This window comes from Thermogemmata fonticola, assembly GCF_013694095.1.
GTDB lineage: Bacteria > Planctomycetota > Planctomycetia > Gemmatales > Gemmataceae > Thermogemmata > Thermogemmata fonticola.
This window is the reverse complement of the sequence record NZ_JACEFB010000006.1, coordinates 109,875-125,010: the sequence shown is the minus strand read 5'-3', so window position 1 is coordinate 125,010 and position 15,136 is coordinate 109,875. Positions and strand designations below refer to the sequence as shown.

15 protein-coding genes are annotated in these 15,136 nt (G+C 56.4%); 6 read left to right on the top strand and 9 right to left on the bottom strand.

Annotated elements, in window-relative coordinates; all coding sequences use genetic code 11:
* Positions 1 to 120: 120 nt before the first annotated feature.
* From H0921_RS10050 to H0921_RS18530, 5 genes are all read right to left on the bottom strand, one after another.
* Positions 121 to 1,053: a TIGR03000 domain-containing protein gene (locus H0921_RS10050; RefSeq protein WP_194537938.1), complete on the bottom strand. Its 933-nt coding sequence runs from the start codon at positions 1,051 to 1,053 to the stop codon at positions 121 to 123.
* A 183-nt stretch (positions 1,054 to 1,236) separates the two neighbouring features.
* Positions 1,237 to 1,470 carry an ATP-binding protein gene (locus H0921_RS18535; protein WP_194537937.1) on the bottom strand — a complete coding sequence of 78 codons (234 nt, stop codon included), beginning with the start codon at positions 1,468 to 1,470 and terminating at the stop codon, positions 1,237 to 1,239.
* On the bottom strand, positions 1,467 to 2,003 hold the full coding sequence (locus tag H0921_RS10040) for a hypothetical protein (protein WP_194537936.1): 537 nt from the start codon (positions 2,001 to 2,003) through the stop codon (positions 1,467 to 1,469). Before H0921_RS10040 ends, H0921_RS18535 begins: the two co-directional genes overlap by 4 nt.
* Positions 2,004 to 2,116: 113 nt before the next feature.
* On the bottom strand, positions 2,117 to 3,454 hold the full coding sequence (locus H0921_RS10035) for a sigma 54-interacting transcriptional regulator (RefSeq protein WP_194537935.1): 1,338 nt from the start codon (positions 3,452 to 3,454) through the stop codon (positions 2,117 to 2,119).
* Positions 3,455 to 3,622: 168 nt separating this feature from the next.
* Positions 3,623 to 4,099 (bottom strand): thiol-disulfide oxidoreductase DCC family protein, encoded by a 477-nt coding sequence (locus tag H0921_RS18530; RefSeq protein ID WP_194537934.1) that lies wholly within the window; start codon positions 4,097 to 4,099, stop codon positions 3,623 to 3,625.
* Between the two features lie 133 nt (positions 4,100 to 4,232).
* Here H0921_RS18530 and panB point away from each other — a divergent pair, with 133 nt between their 5' ends.
* Entirely contained in the window at positions 4,233 to 5,039 is an 807-nt protein-coding gene (gene panB / locus H0921_RS10025; protein WP_194537933.1) for a 3-methyl-2-oxobutanoate hydroxymethyltransferase, read from the top strand.
* 193 nt (positions 5,040 to 5,232) lie between these two features.
* Here panB and H0921_RS10020 read toward each other — a convergent pair whose 3' ends face one another.
* Positions 5,233 to 6,558: a DUF1501 domain-containing protein gene (locus tag H0921_RS10020; RefSeq protein ID WP_194537932.1), complete on the bottom strand. Its 1,326-nt coding sequence runs from the start codon at positions 6,556 to 6,558 to the stop codon at positions 5,233 to 5,235.
* A gap of 251 nt (positions 6,559 to 6,809) precedes the next feature.
* On the opposite strand from H0921_RS10020, the gene H0921_RS10015 reads away from it, so the two are divergent.
* Positions 6,810 to 8,930: a S1 family peptidase gene (locus H0921_RS10015; RefSeq protein ID WP_194537931.1), complete on the top strand. Its 2,121-nt coding sequence runs from the start codon at positions 6,810 to 6,812 to the stop codon at positions 8,928 to 8,930.
* Complete coding sequence (gene solA, locus H0921_RS10010; RefSeq protein WP_194537930.1) at positions 8,927 to 10,090, top strand: N-methyl-L-tryptophan oxidase; 1,164 nt, start codon at positions 8,927 to 8,929, stop codon at positions 10,088 to 10,090. Before H0921_RS10015 ends, solA begins: the two co-directional genes overlap by 4 nt.
* Positions 10,091 to 10,161: 71 nt before the next feature.
* On the opposite strand, the gene H0921_RS10005 is transcribed toward solA, so the two are convergent.
* Complete coding sequence (locus H0921_RS10005) at positions 10,162 to 11,208, bottom strand: transaldolase family protein (protein WP_194537929.1); 1,047 nt, start codon at positions 11,206 to 11,208, stop codon at positions 10,162 to 10,164.
* 168 nt (positions 11,209 to 11,376) lie between these two features.
* Positions 11,377 to 12,519, bottom strand: coding sequence for a tRNA dihydrouridine synthase DusB (gene dusB / locus H0921_RS10000; RefSeq protein ID WP_228499356.1), 1,143 nt, complete (start codon positions 12,517 to 12,519; stop codon positions 11,377 to 11,379).
* 318 nt (positions 12,520 to 12,837) lie between these two features.
* On the opposite strand from dusB, the gene H0921_RS09995 reads away from it, so the two are divergent.
* On the top strand, positions 12,838 to 13,398 hold the full coding sequence (locus H0921_RS09995; protein WP_194537928.1) for a thioredoxin family protein: 561 nt from the start codon (positions 12,838 to 12,840) through the stop codon (positions 13,396 to 13,398).
* 31 nt (positions 13,399 to 13,429) lie between these two features.
* On the opposite strand, the gene H0921_RS09990 is transcribed toward H0921_RS09995, so the two are convergent.
* Positions 13,430 to 13,819: a bifunctional nuclease family protein gene (locus H0921_RS09990; RefSeq protein ID WP_194538046.1), complete on the bottom strand. Its 390-nt coding sequence runs from the start codon at positions 13,817 to 13,819 to the stop codon at positions 13,430 to 13,432.
* A 546-nt stretch (positions 13,820 to 14,365) separates the two neighbouring features.
* Here H0921_RS09990 and rpmB point away from each other — a divergent pair.
* Both rpmB and gatC read left to right on the top strand, forming a co-directional pair.
* A complete protein-coding gene (gene rpmB, locus H0921_RS09985) occupies positions 14,366 to 14,626 on the top strand; it encodes a 50S ribosomal protein L28 (protein ID WP_194537927.1) in 261 nt (86 codons plus the stop codon).
* Between the two features lie 144 nt (positions 14,627 to 14,770).
* Positions 14,771 to 15,082 carry an Asp-tRNA(Asn)/Glu-tRNA(Gln) amidotransferase subunit GatC gene (gene gatC / locus H0921_RS09980; protein ID WP_194537926.1) on the top strand — a complete coding sequence of 104 codons (312 nt, stop codon included), beginning with the start codon at positions 14,771 to 14,773 and terminating at the stop codon, positions 15,080 to 15,082.
* Positions 15,083 to 15,136: the final 54 nt, after the last annotated feature.

Here is a 15,136-nt window from a genome sequence, read left to right as displayed (position 1 = left end):
TATTATACCAGCTCTCAGATTTGGAGCAGTGTCGTCCAGGGAGAGTTATTGCCAGATCCCAGCAAAACTTTCACCAACCCGCCCTTGTGGGGGAGATGGGGCTTTTTATACGCCTGGCTACTATTTTTTGTTTTCGGGAGGAGGCGTTTCTTGCGGTTTCTTGACGATCCATAGGTGAAGGACATACTCATCGCCATCCTGTCCCATGACAGTGATGGTCTTATCCGGTTTCCAATCTCCCATCGTAAAGCGGTGGGAAACAATCCGCGTGCCCGGCTTGAGTTGTTTTTCCAAGAGGGGGCGTAACAGATTATTGAACTCATCGCCCATATACAACATGATGACCGTGGCATTGCCGTAGTCTTTGACTTGCAGGGCATCGCCGACACGGATTTCCACTTTGTCTTCTACACCTGCCTTTTTGGCATTGGCTCGCGCTTCCTCGGCCTTTTTCGGATCCAATTCAATGCCAACGGCCTTATCGGCACCGCTCTTGACACAGGCGATGAGAACGCGCCCATCCCCTGGCCCTGGCTCATACACAACGTCTCCCTTCTTAACCCCCGCGAGTTTGACCATCTCTGCCACAATGTCATCGGGTGTAGGAACCCAACGCACTTTGGCTTTATCCGGATTGTTGGGATCCGGCTTGCTCAAATCCACCTGAATGAGGTCCCCACCCTTAAAATTGACCACCTTCGTGCGGGTCAGCTCTGTGTAGTTATTGGGCCGCCAGATGACTGTAAACTCGTAGATATACGCTTTGCCTTCCTCAATTTCTGGCGTTACAAACTCGCGGACCAATCCTGTCGGTTTGGTCAATTTTCCTTCGATCTTCAGTTCAGCATCCTCATCGGGCACCTTGACGATGATTTTCGATTTGACCTTCTTTACTTCCGTTTTCTTATCGCCTGTCTTGCCCTCTTGTTTTTTGTCCTGAGGGGTGAAGCTGGGGGAACCCTGCGCTGTCAAGGTGGTGGAGCCGAAGATAACAGCCCAACCCAGCACCAATCCAGCCAGAATCAGGCCGGTGAACCCACGGTGTGTACGCATGGCATAACCTCGTAAATCTAGGGATAGAGAAGGTATACGGGGGGCAGAACCACTCCAGCAATGCAAGGCAAGGATGGAACTAGCCGCTGTTCCCTCAGATGGCAATGGTGCAGGATAGAAAAAACTCGCCGGTTCTGCCAGTCGGCCAAGGATGGAAAAAAGTGGTTTCCGCTGGTCTCATCTCTAAGGTAAAGGTTCCTCGACATCAGAGAGATTAACCATTTGCAGAGCATTCTTCGGACACACTACAACGCAGGCTGCGCAGGCGAGACAATCCAGCGGTCGGATCAACCACGGTCCTAGGCGACTGCCGCGCAGGCATTGAGTGGGGCAGACTATCACGCACAAGCCACACGCGTTACACCGCCGGAGATCCAACACAGGCAACTCCCACGCCGGGATCAGGTGAGGAGTCATACCTCATCCTCTTCCTGGGCCAGATCGATGATTTCGTTTTTCTTCGGCGACGGTACAATTGCTGAACGATCTTGAGCTACTAGTTCGGAACGGGCCGGTCGGGTTATTTGGGACGCTTCCTCCTCTCCGATCACGCGCCGTAGGGTAGCCAGCATCAGTCCACTGACCACATCCTCCAAGACTGGCTTTGTCAGCGGTGGAAAGAGGACATAGCGTGCTCCCAAATCGAACAAGGCGGCTGTCCAGGCGGCGCGTTCAGCTTCCGGAAGCTTGACATCCGACACAGCGACCACCGCCACATCCGGCCAACGAAGGTGCATCTCGGCCAATAGTTCGATCGGTTCACGTCGTTCCGACCATGGCTCGAATTGGAGCAAGCACACACCGCAAACTCCGCCGGCATTCAATACCTGGCGTAACCGTCGGGCAGAACGAACGGAACGAAGCAACCAGCGGTTCTCTGCGGCCAGTTCGCGCAGTTGCCGGGCCATCCAGCCATCTGATTCCCACACCATGATCCGAGGCAGACGCATGATAGCCAAGCCTCCCCTCGAAGGCCCGTATTCGTTCGGCTGTTACCCTGTCCGCATCATCTGGGATTCCACATCGTACAAGGGAGTATCCTGCCGCCCCGAAATAACAATAACTATGACTTCGGAGTCTCAGGCGGCACTGATAAGCCTAGGGCTTCGATCCGCCGCAGGAGGCGATTGCGGGGAATGCCCAAGCGTTCCGCAGCCGCGGTCTGATTGTAGCGGCATTGGCGCAATGCCAATTCAATCAACTGTCTCTCAACAGCTTGCAGGATCGTATCCAAGGAGGGCAAGGGAATCGGCTGCTGGACAACGGGAGCATGTTCAGCATGCAAGCGCAAAGCTAAAGGAAGATGCTCTCGTTGAAGAGGTTGGTCTTGCGCGCGGAGATGCGCTTGCTCAAGGACCTGACGTAATTCCCGCAATCCGCGCTGCCAAGGCCACGCCTGCAACAGTTCCACCACTTCCTCACTCACATGAGAGCGTGCACACCAGCTTTGCAGCCAATGGCTCAAGCAAGGCCAGCGAACCGAGAGTGGGGGAATATGGATTTCGAGTATAGCTAGGGTGGTTGCCAGTTCCGGCAGAATTAGTCCTGCGGTTGTAAGCTCCAGGGCAGGACGGTCAGTGCCGACCATCCAACGGACAGACCCCGCGAGATTCTGGGCCAGTTCAGCAATCTGTTGCTGTAAATCGCGGGGCAATAACTGAGGGGATTTCAGGTAAATCGTCCCAGCGTGTCCTCCCTCTAGGACATTTCCAGGAGCGAACAGGAGAGCTTCCACCAAGTAAGGTTGCAAGCCCGCACAGTCTAGAGCCACAAATGCAGCCAAACGCCGAGGGCTGTAGGAATGGACGATCCGAGCGGTGGTTTCCTTTCCGCTCCCCGCCGGTCCCACCAGCCACAACGGAGCCTCGACTGCCGCGGCATGCCGCAATTGCGACACCCAAAGCTGGAGGCGTGTTTCGTCTCCCTCCAGTCCCTCCCAACGGAAGGCGTCAGCGTGCCGCGCTCGGATCTCAGCCAGGAAAGCCGGAAGTTTGCGGGTTGCTCCCGTTGCTTTTTCCCCGATGACCTCAATGGACCCCAGCCAGCCGTAGAGGCCCTGGGCAGAAGGGAGGGGCAGAAAATGAATGTCCCACCATTGCGTGCCCGGTCGAGCGTGGGGAGCCGGACGGCGGACACGGTCTGGCCGACCTGCTAAAGCTTCAGGAGTCGGGGCCAAAGCTGCGGCCAGAGCTGTACTATGTCGCCGGCGGCTACATACCAAACCGCGGACTGCTTCTGCCTTCTGGCCCGTCAGCTCTTCCCATGCTGCATTCACAAAACGGATGCGCCGCGAGGAGCCGAGCACGAACAACGGTCGTGTCGTCTGCTGAAAAAAGGCCCGCCACGCAAATTTGCCTTGATCCCCCGCTTGCCCTCCCCTTGTATCCTCCGGCTCTGACATGTTTCTGGCTCCCCAGCAACTCCAGCTCTGCCATGTGTCCGCCTTCTCAAAGATCAACTGACTCCATTGGAGACTTTTCCCTTCCTATTTGCAGGGTAGCCTAACCAAACCCCTATACCAACCTATAACCAGCTTACTCTCCACAGGTCGTGAATAGCAAACATCCACTCAGGATGGAGGTGATGATTGAGGGGGAACCACTTGGCACATCCCGTTATGGCAAGGAACGAGTTGGTAACGATGTCGAGCCACCCATCGATACAGGCGCTGACCTACCCAGGGGACACCGGGAAGGTATAGCCACGGCGCCCAAGGTATGAGCAAGGGCAGTCGCCAGGCGATCCAACGAAAGGCACGGTATCCCGCATAAACACGCCGTCGATCCGGAGTAATCACATGCATCTCTTCGAGGAGGCGATCGAGGGAGAGAGGCACAGGGGCAGGCGGCCATTCATCTACCCGGCGGCAATCCTGAAAGTGTAGCTGTCGTAACCAGTCGAGACGCTGCAACAACCGGACCGTCGCCCGGCAAAGGGGACATTGGCCATCGTACAGGACGATAGCACGCCGCGCCGCAGGATCATGAGATCGGCCTTCGTCTGCCTCTATCCGAGTCTCTGATCGGGTAACAAGAGAGGAAGCCATAACGGTGGCTCGCTGCGGTGATTGGTCATTTTGTTCCTATGGTATTCTATCACATGCTCCCACTCTGCCTCGCTTCTCCCATGAATCGGTACAATGACAACAAGTTATTTCCATTTTCGAGGCCCGGACTGCTATGAGTTCCCCTCTTACCTCTCGTCCAGTCACCGTTCCGGACTTCCGCGCAGCCAAAGGACAAGGGCGTAAACTAGTAGTCGTCACGGCTTATGATTATACCTCCGCCTACTGGTGCGATGCGGCAGGGGTAGACGCCATTTTAGTGGGCGACTCATTGGGCATGGTGGTGCAAGGCCACTCCACGGCGCTACCCGTTACTCTCGGGCAGATGATTTATCATACTCGCTGTGTGATGCGGGGGGTTCGTCAAGCATTGGTCATCGCTGATCTTCCCTTTCTCAGCTATCAGATCAGCCCAGCCCAAGCCGTGCGAAGTGCCGGCAAACTCCTCAAGTCCAGCGGTGCTCAGGCTGTGAAGCTGGAAGGCGGCGTCCGCACAGCACCTATGATCCGCGCCTGTGTGCAAGCCGGTATTCCTGTGATGGGTCATGTGGGGCTGACACCGCAGTCCGTCCATCAGTTGGGGGGCTTTCGCGTCCAGCGTGATCGGGACGCACTCTTAGCGGATGCTCAAGCCATCGTTGAGGCAGGCGTCTTTGCCGTCGTTCTGGAAAGTATCCCCGCCGCTCTCGCTGCTGAAATCACAGCCGCTATTCCTGTCCCAACGATTGGCATCGGAGCAGGATCCCAATGCGATGGCCAGGTCCTCGTCTTCCACGATTTGCTGGGATTGTACCCTGATTTTCAACCCAAATTCGTCAAACGCTATGCCGACTTGGGTAACACGATCAAAGCCGCGATCGAAACTTTCTGCCATGATGTCCGTAGTGGGGCTTTCCCTACTCCCCAACACTCTTTCCGGTGAAAACTTATGCCCCCGCAGGTTCAACCCAAGTCTCCCTGACCTGGGTTTGGGCGGAAGGCACTTTCCCAGGGCAAATATGATCGATGTCCCGGTTCACTACGATCCTAGCGCTTTCTAAGCGGCCAGCCCCAAGAAATTGTCGCCGAGTCGTACCTGCCTCCTGGGACGCAGTCCGTTTTGGAGCGGGAATTGCTCAATACACCTTCTCGATTGGTGCATAAACACTCGGCAAAATCGGGGTAGGCCGGTTGCTGACATCATAGACCATGCCGTGCGGATCAATGCCCAAGTTCCGATAAATGGTGGCAAGAATGTTGGGGTAGGGAATCGGATCGTCTTTCGCTTCAGCAGCGGCACTGTCGGTGCTGCCAATCACTTGACCCGTGCGCATACCACCCCCCGCCAGCAATGCGCAGTTCACTCTGGCCCAATGGTCGCGGCCGGCATCCTTGTTGATCTTGGGCGTTCGGCCAAACTCGGTCGAAACGCAGATCGTCACATCCCGGTCCAATCCACGGGCATATATGTCTTCGATCAGGGCGGAAATACCGCGGTCGAATAAGGGCAGATGCTGCTTGAGATAGCGGAAGTTGCCACCATGTGTGTCCCAGAAACCATAGGCCACGGTAACCACTCGGCATCCGGCTTCCACCAACCGCCGGGCCATGAGCAATTGCTCGTTCCACATGGGTCCGCCGTCTCCTAGATGGCGGGGCGATCCTTTGCCATAGCGTTCCCGTACATGCAGGGGTTCCCGGCTGACATCAAGGGCTTGCACCAATTTCGGCGATGTCAGCACATCGAACGCCCGCTCGTGATAAGTATCAACGGGCAATCCCCCTGTCCGCTCTTGGGCTGTGCGGAAAGCATCAATGCGGGCTAGCAACGCACGGCGATCCTGGAGTTGTTCCACTGTCATGGTGAGGTCCTTCATAAGGCGGACTTCCTCACCGTCCACCTTGACCGCTGCCGCTGCGCGTCCCAGCAAAGCTGGACCGGGGGAGTTGTACGGCTTATGCTGCATCGTCGGAGACAAATCGACGAAAGGCGGGATCACGGGGTCAGTCGCTCCTTGTAAGCGAACCACGACGCTGCCGAAATGCGGCCGATGCTCCCGTCGTGCCACATCCATTGTCGTCCCCGTGTAGCTTTGCCAGCTACTATGTTCATCCCTCTGACCCACCAGGGAGCGGACGATGATGAACTTGTCCATACAGCGGGCCAGTAGCGGTAGATGCTCACAGATTTGAATCCCCGGAACTTTGGTGGCAATGGGACGGAATTCACCGCGCACTTCCGGCGGAGCCTGAGGCTTTAGATCGAAAGTATCCTGGTGTGCCAATCCTCCCGTGAGATAAATCATAATCACAGCTTTGTGCGATCGCCGACCACTGACGGCCTCCGCGCGATACAAATCCGCCAGTGTCAACCCGCCTAACGCCAGAGTGCCGATCTGCAAAAAGTTCCGGCGGCTCACTCCATCACAGTAACGAGATTTGGGTCCGAGGATCGTTAGCATGATTCAAGCTCCTTCACAGTGAGGCGCTAATACGGCGGGAGGAGGAAAAGCATAACCCGCATTCCTGGGATGACTCTTCCTCCGTACACTGGGGTGGGGTGAAGTTACTATACCACGGGAAAAACAATCCTCAACTGGAAATTACCGGAGTTTTGCATCCGCCATCCCCCCAGAAGTGAAGGATAAAGAAAAAACGAGCATGCATGTGACTTGGGAGAAGATGGAACGGGTATGGTCAAGAGGCTGTTTCGATGTACCGAACGATCGTGGGAATAGTGTGGATAGTCATCCTACTGAGCGTAGCGGGAGGAACTTTGACGTGTTTCTCCCCTTCATTCCCGTATCCAAATCCTGGTTCAGCACCATCGAGGGTTTCGGACCTTCCTCTGTCCGCTTGTGCATGGATACGAGCGGGCCATACGAGTGGAGCTGGCGTACTCATTGACGGAAAGCGACGATGGCTGATCACAGCACGCCACGTGGTGGGGGAACAAAAGCAAGTCGAGGTTGTTTTTCCCGATGATCCAACTCTCAGCGAACAAGCGGATCGACTCGCTTATCTACGCCGGCGTGAATCCCTACGGCAGAGCCGGCATTGGGTCGCCGGTCGCGTGCTTCGGGTGTCTGAGGAGTTGGACGTCGCCCTGATCGAATTGGAAGACTTGCCAGCGTCCTCAACTGCCGCGCGATGGGTCAACCGCACTCCCGCTCTTGGCGAACTACTGACTCTGATTGGTCATCGCGCTGACCTGCCCACCTTATGGAATAGAAGTGCCGGCAGAGTTCGAGCCTATGGTTACGTCCAGGAGGGTTACTTTGCGGGGGGCCGGAAGGTGGCTACCGCCGCTCATCTGCTGCTTGTTCAATTGCCTATCGAGGAAGGAGACAGTGGCGGTCCTGTGTTCGACGTACGGGGAGAGTTGGCGGGTTTAGGTGTGGCCGTGCGCCGGGTCGCCGCTCCTGCTGCTCTCGTCGTCTCCGCGGAGGATATTGAACGCTTTTTGCGTGGCGATGTCCGTCCAGCCCACTCGTTTCCAAGGGCCGCTTTCCAGCACCCCATCGATCGGCTTATTCAGGCCACTGTTTGGGTTCGACCAGCCTCGGCGAATCGACCATTCGCAGGATTCCTCGTAGATACTCGTCACGTTGTTACTGTTGCGGCTGTGGGAACACGGGTTGGAGAAGCAGTGGGAGTAGCCGCTCCTCTCTTCGTGAATGGCAGATGCCAACAGCAGCGGCATAGTTATCAAGACAATTTGGACTTACATCATCGCAATCTGTGGCGCTGGGCGACTATCGTGGCCTCCGACCCCGTGCGGCAAATCACGGTGTTGCGATTGTCGGCTCCTTTTGCCCACATGCAACCTTTGACTCTAGCTTCCCAACCCCCTCGTGTGGGAGAAGCAATACACGCCATGAATCACCCGGCAGGAGTGGAATTCGCATGGGTCTACGCTCAAGGAATCGTTCGACAACGAGGTTTGTCATCCCTCGCCGAGAGTCAACCCCCTGTGCGACTGCTCATTGGGCAACTCCCTTCTCATGCGGCCTGCCCCGGCGGACCAGTGGTCAACGATCGGGCTGAGTTAGTCGGTGTGTGGTTGGAACGAGAGGGTCCTGCTCAGGCGGCTTACATCTTGCGGGCGGAGGAAGTTCGCCACTTCCTCAATGTGCTAGGAGTGGATGGCCGCGGCCCCGATAGTGGGGAAGCCTTATGTTTCCGGGTCGCGCAACGGCTTAGTCATATCATGCAAGCGGTCGCACGAGGTCTGCTCATTCGAGCAGAAGAAAAGATGCGCAACGGCCAGAAACAGGCGGCTCTGGAGGACCTTGCCCTGGCTATCCGCTGGGACCCGACCTGCTTGCCCGCCCGGAAATGGCGATTGCAATTACTTGAGGGCGAGGCCCTGGAAGCAGAATGGCATACGGCCATCGAACAGGGACCGTTCGACAGCGATCTGCTCCTGCAACGCAGCCAGCGCGCGGTGGAGCGCCGGGATTGGCGCCTGGCCCGTGGAGACTTGCAGCGGCTTCTGGCCATTCGTCCGGAAATCGCTGAAGCCCACCGACTTCGCATCCGCGTCCTTCTAGAGTTGGGGGAGCACGAGCAAGCGGCAGCCGCGGTGCGAGACACCTTGCGGGCGGATCCTCGTCAACTTCCCGCCGTGGCTCGACTCCTGGAACAACAAACGGAAGACTTGCTCCGAAAATATCCCCTCCAGCCTCAGGTGGCACGAGACTGGCTTCGGCTAGCCATGCAACGCTCCGGCTATCAGCCCTGGCAGGAAGCTATTCGGAAAGCTGCCACTTTCCAGGAAGCTCGGCAGCAAATCGAATACCTGATCCGCGCCTTGCAGCGAGAGCAACCATGAGTTCAACGCAGAATTACGACGTAATCGTCATTGGGGTGGGCGCTATGGGAGGAGCCGCCTGCTGGCAATTGGCCCAGCGCGGCTGGCGAGTCCTGGGACTAGATCAGTTTGCTCCTCCCCATAACCGAGGCAGCTCTCATGGCCGCACACGCGTCATCCGCACCGCCTACTACGAGCACCCCGCCTACGTTCCCCTCGTCCGCCGAGCCTTCCTTCTGTGGTACGATCTTGAGCAAATCACCGGCCGCCGCCTACTGACGCCATGCCAGTGCCTCAACCTCGGACCAACGGACGGTACCCTGATCCCCGCCCTTCGAGTGACGGTGCAACAACATCAACTGCCCGCCCGACTTTTGTCGGCTACGGAAATCCGCCAGCAATTTCCCCCCTTGCGCGTACCCGAACATTACCAGGGACTACTGGAAGACCAGGCCGGCTTCCTGGCCGTTGAGGATTGCGTGGCGGCTCAAATTGAGGCGGCGCTCAAGGCCGAAGCCAATATCCACCTCAACGAACCCGTCCAAGACTGGCAACTGGATCGTGACACTTACCTGGTCACGACTGCCGCCGCTGCTTATCGCGCGAAGCGCCTTGTGATCACTGCCGGCGCCTGGGCGACTCGCCTCCTGCGACGCCTCCAGATACCTCTGACCGTCATGCGGCAGGTCATGCTCTGGTTTGATGTGGAAAAACGCCGCTGTGACTTCCGGCGTGATCGCTTTCCTATCTTCATCGCCGAAACAGCCTATGGCGACTTCTACGGCTTGCCAGCGATTGACCCGCTTGGAGTCAAAGTGGCGCAGCACTACGGTGCCCCAGAATATGCCGATCCGGATGCCATATCCTGGCAAACCTCAGATGACGATGCCACCCCCGTGCGCTGCTTTGTGGACGAATTTCTCCCCGGGTTAGGCAAAATCACTCAGATGCAAGTGTGTCTTTATACCCTCACGCCGGACCGTCATTTTGTCGTAGACCTGGAGCAGACCGCACACACCAGCCTAGCCATCGCTGCTGGCTTCTCCGGTCATGGCTTCAAGTTTGCTCCCGTGATTGGTGAAATCCTCGCAGATTTGGTCACTACCGGAAGCACACCGTACAACATCGACCTATTCCGCCTATCTCGCTTCCACCAGGGAACGCGTACCATCCCCTCTTAGAAGGCCAAGGCCACAGAGTTCCAACCTGGCTTATTCTGGGTCGGGTCCCCATGCAGCCTCAGGAGTGGTCGTCATGTCAGTTTCTCACGTTTATGAGCGATCAACTGAAGGAGGGCCTTATGGGGATCGGCAAACTTAGCGATCCCTTCCGACATGAGGACATTCTCCAGATGTGTTGGGTCCACGCGAGCCGCGATCTCATCCAAAATCTCCTGCGGCGGCAGTTCATCGATCTTGCGTGTGAAGAGAAGTCCGCTCTGATGCACGGCTCGGTTGGTGGCCGGCGGATTGGTTTGAATGTCATCCCCGGCGAAGGCTTCCACGTACTTCCAGGGCGGATCACCCGGCTTTTTCACCCCGGTGCTGGCAAAGACAATCTCGTGATGTAACTTCAATCCCTTATCCGCCCAGAATGCCTTGTTTTTTCGCCACAATAACTTGGCATTGACGATACCGACCTGCCCTTGAGCCGCTGGTGAGAGTTGGGGACAATACTTCTCGGTGTAAACATCGATCCGGCTCACAAAGATACTATAAACGGTCTTGACGCGCACAGCTTGCGGGCAACGTTGCAATCCGCGCCAACAAGCTTCGCGGGCCAAAGTGTATTGACGATCGGTGAACAGTAAGGTGACATTCACGGATACGCCAGCGGCTACAAGTTCCTCCAATGCTGCCAAGCCCCCTTCTGTTGCTGGCACCTTGATCAGCCGGTTGGTCTGTCCGGCTGACCACCGTAACCCCTCCTCAATGTAGCGGCGTTTCTTTTCCTCTACGCTCAAGGCCGCCGCAGGGTCCTCGATGAGCGGATCCACCTCGAAGGAAACCCAGCCGTCATCCCCTTCCGTTTTACGCCACACAGGCTCGAAGACGGCCTGAGCCTGCCGCACCAGGTAGTCCGTCATGCGCCATGCGACGGCGGTATCGTCTCTTTCCTCGCGCAACAAAGCCCGCAATCGATCATCGAAACGGCCGCTGCTGATCAAATCCGCGATGATAATCGGGTTCGACGTGGCACCTGTGGCACCTTGGGAACGATTGAAGGCGATTTCGTCTGGGTCCACAGAATCTAGCCACAGCTTGGTTCCACACGCCACCAATGACTGCAATGGTGTCATTCCCTTCCTCCTCTCCAGTCCTGGAGTCCGAGCCTATGCCGGCTTGCGTTCCAATCGACGTTGGGGGGCGAGCCTACCTCCTGCCTCCGTTTCAATCGACATCGTGAGTTCCGCACCCCATCCGCATCCCAAACTACATTGCTTCATAGATGTGCCGTCTTCTGCTGATTACCAATAACTTACTGGCCCCGAAGGTACCGGAATAGCTGTGGCTTGTGTTTCCTGTTCTGTCCAGCCCGGAGGGGGTCCCTTCTCCGCGAAGGGAGCAATCACCTCTTCAAATTCCTGAAGATTCGATAGCATCACCAGACGCTGTTGCACCTTCTTAGGCAATCGGAGAGCTTTGCAATACCAAGTAGCAACCTTGCGGAACTGGATACAGCCGTACTTTTCATCCCCCTTCCATTCCACCAGCCGCCGCAGATGTAAGCGCATGAAATCGAGTCGTTCCTGATACGTAGGTCGAGGTGCGGCTCGCCCTGTTCGGATCCAGTAGTCCAAATGGCGGAAGATCCAGGGATCAGCCAATGCTCCACGCCCTATGGCGATACCGTGGCACCCACTCTCCGCTATCATCCGGGCAGCATCGGCAATGGTGCGGACATCGCCATTGCCAAAAACCGGAATTCTCCGGACCGCCTCCACCACTTGCCGGATACCTTCGAGCCGAACCGAGCCGGAGAATCCCTGGGCGCGGGTCCGGCCGTGAATGGTCACCGCAGCAACCCCAACCTCTTCAAATGCTCTTGCGAAGTACGGTGCGGTCCATTGCTGGTCATCCCACCCCAAGCGCATCTTCACGGTAACCGGAGCAGGAGCCACCGCTTGCACTACGCGGCGCACCATTTCGATCGTCGCTCCGCTGGTATCGCACAAGAGGGCGGACCCCCCGCCAGTTTTCACAACCTTCCGCACCGGGCATCCCATGTTGATATCCACGCCGTCGGCCAGTCCCCGCTCCATGAGCCAGCAAGCTGCGGCTGCCAGTTCCTCGGCTTTACTTCCAAATATCTGCACAAACAGGGGGCGTTCCCGTGGATCATTCGCTAGCAAGCTGAGCGTCTTCGGCACACCCTCCAGAATCGCCCGCGCATTGATCAAATCCGACGTGCACAGACCGACCCCTCCGATCTCACGAACCGACAGGCGAAATGGCCAATTGGTATAACCCGCCAACGGCGCCAGATGAAATCGCGATGCCACCTGCACGGTGCCGATCGCCAACGGGACCCGATAACTTGCGGGCGGCGGAGGTAATGCCGGCAGGTGCTCCCCTTGGGCGGGACGTGCCGGAGCGGCTACTTCCACCATAAATATCTCTCCCAGGTATCTCTCTCACGTGTCTGCATCAAACCAATCCTTCCGCTTCCGCAGGCATTCCCATTTTATGAAATCCTCCCCAAGGCAAAGGGAATGGCAAACCTTAGGTTTGACTAGAATCTCTGGGTTCAACGCTCAGAATCGAGGAACCCAGATAACCAAGGCAGGCCTAGAGCAAATAGCATATGCAGAACAGCAAAAACCCCCAGGGTCTAGACGTTCGGGCCAGAACCGACCCCAGTAAATATAAACCTGGCATAGAGTGCGCGAATGGAATTAGGTGATAGCCCCTCCGAGGTATGACACACGATGAATCTGTTTGATAAGTTCTCCTTGGCCCTGCCACTCCAGGAGTATTTGCAACACTACGGCACGGACACTGACCGGCAAAAGTGGCAACGTATGGCGGAGTTGATCCAACTCACGGACGAGCAACAACAACTGTTACGCTCTTTCCGCCGACAGATGAATGTATTGGTCCTTGCAGGTGCCTGGTGTGGCGATTGCGTCAATCAATGTCCGATTTTTGAGCGCTTCGCAGAAGTCGCTCCGGTGATTGTGACCCGCTATTTGGACCGGGATGCCCATCCTGATGTCCAGGAAGCTCTATTGATCAACGGCGGACGGCGCGTCCCGGTGGTGGTGTTCTTCTCCGAAGACGGTTACGAGGTGGCTCGCTATGGTGATCGGACCTTGAGTCGATACCGGCAATTGGCCGGCGAACTCCGCGGCGTAGGATGCCCCACTGGTTTGGCTCCTACGGACGACCCTGCATTAGGCCAAGTCGTCCAGGATTGGCTCAATGAGTTTGAACGTGTCCAGTGGATACTCCGTTTATCCCCCCGGTTGCGGCAAAAACATGGGGATTAGAAAGAACCACGACAGACCATAAACCGCCTCGCTACTCCCCTTCCATCGCCTCCCCTAGAACGGATTCATTGACGTAAATGGGCACCCCCACTGTCACGGCCACGGCAATCGCATCGCTAGGCCGGCAATCCACTTCGATCAGCTCGCCTTCCCTGCGAATTCGCAATCGCGCATAGTAAGTACCTTCGATCAGGTCGCTAATCAGAATATCCTGTATCTCCCCGCCCATCTGTTCAATCACAGATGCTACCAGATCGTGCGTCATAGGGCGTGGCGTACTGATGCCGCGAACCCGTCGATCGATACTAGCGGCTTCGTAGGTGCCAATGACGATGGGAAAACCGCGCTCGCCATCGACCTCTTTGAGGACGATGATCTGCTGCTCTCCCAATTCATTGATAATGATCCGGCGAAGCTCCATCTGAATAGGCACGGGATATTCCCTCCTGCAATTTTTCAGACCCACGTTGCAAAGTTCTGGGATGAAGTGTTCCCTGCACCTGTCGCAATGATCCTCATGCATTGTACACCCCAGGAGCATGCATGCTACGACTGCTACGAATGGGTCACACCTCACCGGACACAACCCCCAGACACACCGGCCTTCTCCCTCCCTCCCTTTCAGGAGGGCCATAGTGGAAGCAACATAGCTGGCTTCTGCCTGATTCGGGATTGCTGGCTTCTGTATCATATTTCGGGAAGAAAGAGCTTCCCCGCTGCCGCTGCAAACTGCCATCGCCCCTTCGATCCGTGACAGTCAGTCTGGAACCCTTCCATCTTGTCACATTCCCTGGGGAGTTCCTAGGATGACGTTTCCAGAAGGTGGAAGCTGGACAGGAGCAAACAGGACGAGTCTACCTACCGGACAAAGGTATTGTAGCCTGGCTTGAATGCAATCGGATGTAGATCAGACAGACGGCAATCTCAATAATAACAATTGGAAAGTCATCCTCAGGAGGTTCCAGTTATGGCTAAGCAATGCGTATTCACAGGCCGTAAGGCGGTCTACGGAAATAAGAAAACATATCGAGGTAAAGCCAAATATTTGGGCGGCGTCGGTAAGAAAATCACAGGAATCGCCCGGCGTAAGTTCCGGCCCAATCTGCAAAAAGTCCGCTGCATTGTGGATGGCCAAGTGAAGCGTGTTTGGGTGTCTGCTGCTGCTATTCGGAGTGGACTGGTCGTCAAACCCGTCAAAGTTAAGCCTTTTGAAAAAATCGTGGTCTGATCGAATCCGTAGTTCCAGCAAACGTCGTTCTCTTGCGGGACTGGAGCTTCTGCTGGGAGACAATCTACCTTAGAGCAGAAAAGTTGAGTTCCATCCGGCGGTTCTGGAGCGCACTCTGCCAAATCCAGGCGTGAGGATGCCAACATGTCGCTGACCCAAGAGGAAGTACGCAAGGTTGCTCGATTAGCACGCTTGGAACTCGCGGAGGAGGAAATTGAATTATTCCAAGCTCAACTCTCCGCCATCCTCGATTATGTGGCTCAATTGCAACAATTGGATACAAGCCAGATCGAAGAGCTGGCCCACCCTCTGCCGCTATCCAACGTTTTCCGGCCCGATCAGGAGCGTCCCTCTCTCAGCGTGGACGAGGCATTACAAAACGCTCCTCAACGCTTGGGAGACTACTTCGCCGTTCCAGCTATATTTGGCCCCGATGAAGGTCCGATCAGTCATTGATGGTGGAGATCTGCTCCCGCCAGCAACCTAATCCCGGTGAAACGCCGTGGTTCG

Bases quoted from the DNA above. Each gene is read 5' to 3' on its own strand.
- H0921_RS10050 (WP_194537938.1), bottom strand. From the start codon at position 1,053: ATGCGTACACACCGTGGGTTCACCGGCCTGATTCTGGCTGGATTGGTG.
- H0921_RS18535 (WP_194537937.1), bottom strand. From the start codon at position 1,470: ATGACTCCTCACCTGATCCCGGCGTGGGAGTTGCCTGTGTTGGATCTC.
- H0921_RS10040 (WP_194537936.1), bottom strand. From the start codon at position 2,003: ATGCGTCTGCCTCGGATCATGGTGTGGGAATCAGATGGCTGGATGGCC.
- H0921_RS10035 (WP_194537935.1), bottom strand. From the start codon at position 3,454: ATGTCAGAGCCGGAGGATACAAGGGGAGGGCAAGCGGGGGATCAAGGC.
- H0921_RS18530 (WP_194537934.1), bottom strand. From the start codon at position 4,099: ATGGCTTCCTCTCTTGTTACCCGATCAGAGACTCGGATAGAGGCAGAC.
- panB (WP_194537933.1), top strand. From the start codon at position 4,233: ATGAGTTCCCCTCTTACCTCTCGTCCAGTCACCGTTCCGGACTTCCGC.
- H0921_RS10020 (WP_194537932.1), bottom strand. From the start codon at position 6,558: ATGCTAACGATCCTCGGACCCAAATCTCGTTACTGTGATGGAGTGAGC.
- H0921_RS10015 (WP_194537931.1), top strand. From the start codon at position 6,810: ATGTACCGAACGATCGTGGGAATAGTGTGGATAGTCATCCTACTGAGC.
- solA (WP_194537930.1), top strand. From the start codon at position 8,927: ATGAGTTCAACGCAGAATTACGACGTAATCGTCATTGGGGTGGGCGCT.
- H0921_RS10005 (WP_194537929.1), bottom strand. From the start codon at position 11,208: ATGACACCATTGCAGTCATTGGTGGCGTGTGGAACCAAGCTGTGGCTA.
- dusB (WP_228499356.1), bottom strand. From the start codon at position 12,519: ATGGTGGAAGTAGCCGCTCCGGCACGTCCCGCCCAAGGGGAGCACCTG.
- H0921_RS09995 (WP_194537928.1), top strand. From the start codon at position 12,838: ATGAATCTGTTTGATAAGTTCTCCTTGGCCCTGCCACTCCAGGAGTAT.
- H0921_RS09990 (WP_194538046.1), bottom strand. From the start codon at position 13,819: ATGGAGCTTCGCCGGATCATTATCAATGAATTGGGAGAGCAGCAGATC.
- rpmB (WP_194537927.1), top strand. From the start codon at position 14,366: ATGGCTAAGCAATGCGTATTCACAGGCCGTAAGGCGGTCTACGGAAAT.
- gatC (WP_194537926.1), top strand. From the start codon at position 14,771: ATGTCGCTGACCCAAGAGGAAGTACGCAAGGTTGCTCGATTAGCACGC.